Origin of the sequence: Bernardetia sp. (assembly GCF_020630935.1) — a bacterium.
In the GTDB taxonomy this organism is placed as follows: domain Bacteria; phylum Bacteroidota; class Bacteroidia; order Cytophagales; family Bernardetiaceae; genus Bernardetia.
Window position 1 is genome coordinate 1,749 of sequence record NZ_JAHDIG010000131.1, and the last position, 2,947, is coordinate 4,695.

Annotated in this window: 3 protein-coding genes and 1 pseudogene; all 4 read right to left on the minus strand. The window is 33.6% G+C overall.

The window, feature by feature from the left end; genetic code table 11:
• Positions 1 to 181, minus strand: a pseudogene (locus tag QZ659_RS20095) (hypothetical protein); the annotation flags it as partial.
• Positions 182 to 199: 18 nt separating this feature from the next.
• On the minus strand, positions 200 to 1,177 hold the full coding sequence (locus QZ659_RS20100) for a DUF6712 family protein (RefSeq protein ID WP_291728821.1): 978 nt from the start codon (positions 1,175 to 1,177) through the stop codon (positions 200 to 202).
• A gap of 3 nt (positions 1,178 to 1,180) precedes the next feature.
• Positions 1,181 to 2,458, minus strand: a complete 1,278-nt coding sequence (locus QZ659_RS20105) for a hypothetical protein (RefSeq protein ID WP_291728823.1) — start codon at positions 2,456 to 2,458, stop codon at positions 1,181 to 1,183.
• On the minus strand, positions 2,448 to 2,762 hold the full coding sequence (locus QZ659_RS20110) for a hypothetical protein (RefSeq protein WP_291728826.1): 315 nt from the start codon (positions 2,760 to 2,762) through the stop codon (positions 2,448 to 2,450). The genes QZ659_RS20105 and QZ659_RS20110 overlap by 11 nt, the downstream gene beginning before the upstream one ends.
• Positions 2,763 to 2,947: the final 185 nt, after the last annotated feature.

Sequence of the window (2,947 nt, forward strand, 5' to 3'; positions counted from 1 at the left end):
GTTTTACCTTTCTTCTTTCTGCTAGACTTTTTTTATGAAAATTGACTGAAATTTTCAGTTTTTGAGACTTTGCACTTACAGCCTTAATACTTCTATTTAACTTGAAAGAAATGTCTTTTATTGAAATATTTCCAGCATTTTCACGTAAAAAACAGATTTCTTCTTTAGTCCATCTTTTCATAAAAAATTTGTGTTATTTTTATACTACAAAAGTTCCTCTCCTGTACTGATTCTGATTTTTTTGACACTCATTTTTTTGCTTATTGCAAGTGCTATCACGGAACAAAGGGTATGTATCAAGATTATTCAGTAAGAATTTTTTGAGTTGTCGGACGTAATCTTGTCCTTTCGTATCAAGACTTTTTACAAAATAGTCTATGGCTTCATTACTAGCCTGTTCACTTTTTTTGATTCCTGTATCTTCTTTATAGAATTTCAACCCTCCAACCTCTACATTGATATTTATGTAGGGAATTGATTGTTTCAAAGCAAATGGAGCAACTACTTTTTTGATGTAGCCAAGTAGAATTTTATTTTCTGCTGTGAGTGTATCGGCTGCAATCTGCGTTTTTAGTTCGTCGTACAGCTCCTGACATATCGTAGGAATGATATAACGAATATCTACCAGTTCAAATTCTTGTGCTACGATTTTGAATAGACGACGGCTTTTAGAAATTCTTTGGTATTTCTCAAATTCTGTTGTTGTCGGAATGAAAGAAGTTTTGAAAATTGTTGCAGCTTCTGAATTATACCACAATGGATAACTAGCTTTATTTGTCTCCAAATATTCTAGTAGAAAATCTGAAAATCTATCAGCTTTTTGGTGTGCAGACTTCAAAGCATCGTCCATTACCCACTGACGAACCTGTACGGTTTGTTCGGTATTGGTTTCTTTTATACCTGCGTCTCCTAACTGAATTTGACCCGTTCGTAACAACTCATAGTAAACAAACCACGCTAAAGGCTTGCGAACTTCATTTATTAGATATTGCTGTTGTAGTGTAGGAGCTGTCGCATTAATTAAATCATTGTATTGCGTTTCGCCTAGCAAATCAACTATATATTCCTGTTCGCATTGCTGAACGGTCGGAATGAAAGAGCTTTCAGAGTAATTTCTATTAATCTGAACTCCTAGTATCGTTTTTAGTTCGGCTGTTGTTTGGATTAGTGTAGGCATAGTTTATAGTGCGTTTGTGCTTCCTGTTGGGTTTTCGTCTAAGGTTGTCAAGACTAAATCTCTGAAACCAATTTTTATATCTTTGTCCCAACCATTTATTTTTTTAGTCAGTTCAAAGGGTTTAGTAACTAATTGACGTGTCTTATAAGTGTATAATTCTGTATAAATTTTAAAAGCGTTGCGTAATTCCGAACCTTTGGAACTAAAAGAACTATTTAAAATAACGTTTGCTAGTGTAGGATTGACAGAATGAGAACTACAGATAGCACTTGTAGCCTGTTCGTTGTCGCCTTTATGAGCATCGTAGTTTGTTTCGTCCTTCAAAACGTGTATTTTCCATCCGTCTAGTGCTTTTCCTGTCTGAACATCTGTTTGAAAAGAACTGTAAAATGCTTTTTGGGCATTCGTTGTTCCTGTCAGAAGGTCGTCAATTTGTTGGAAAATTTCATTTTTCTTGTTTTCTCTGTCTTCATCTGTATATCCAAGTTCTTCGGGCATTGCTTCTTCAAAGTAGTCAGACGGGTATTCAATATGATAACGGATTGTCATAGCGTTCATCATTCCGTTAGCTTTGAATTTTGGGATTTCATTACTTACTTGCATCCACAAAACAGAGCTATGCCATGTAGCTGGTGGATAATACAAATAACCTGGAGTGGGAATTGTAGAACGAAGAACAAATTTTGATTGTGGATTTTTTTCGTTGTAGTTGTATGCTTGAATTTGTGTCAATGCAGTTTTATCAACACGCTTATCAGAGAAATTACCATAAAAAAACTTGTGAATCTTTCCTTTTGCATTCCGTTTGGCTGCTCTAGTGTACATCGTTTCCAAGTGTCGGAAATTGTCAATTTTATTTCCTTTGTTTCGAATAAATTCTGTGTGTAGAATTTCGTACCACTCCAAATCAGTTATTGCTTCTGACAAATAAGAATCAAAATCTATTTTCTCTAAAAACTCTTCAATTTCTGAATTTTTTACTGGTTCTTTGATTTCTGTTTTTCCCTCGTATCTAGTTTTATACAACATCCAACCTTTGCCATTTGCAGCTGAAACTTTAAACTTTAATAAAGCTGGTGCTACATAATTACGCAAAGTAATATTTCGGATTTCCTCTGGATAATTGTCATTCTTTCCCCACTTTATCCATTCATCATTAGAACGGTCTATGTTCTTTTTTTCTTCCTCAAACCAAGAAATAGGTGTAACAATAGCATCTGACTTTGATAAGTAAGATATTTTCTTGTTTATTTTCTGTACCGATTTTGTTTTAACAGTCATGATGTATTCTTATTCCTTCAAAGGTTAGTAATAAACAAACAAGAGGCGTTTTTGTACGGTCTCTTTCATTTGTAGCATCTACATTTTCGATAATCAATAATCCTTTTTCATTAAGAGAATAATTGTATCTACTGCCTTCACTTTTATCAGCTTCATAGATACCTTTCTTTGAATGCCTAGTTACTCTCAATTCTCTGAACTCTCCATTTTTTTTAAAAAAGCCTATTTTATAGACTTTCCTTTGTCCATTTTGAGTGGATTGATTGATTTTACTCAATACCGTTCGCATTGATATTTTTTTCATATTTCAAATTTATAGCTATTACGACCCAAAAAATAGGACGTTTTTTGTTATTAACTACAAATAAGCTAAATAACTGTATATCAACAAGTTAATAAATTATTTTATGTGATTTGTTACAATACAACAAACGCACGATTGCACACGCCTTCGCAGATTTGCAATGGCGCAAGGCAAAAAAAATAGTT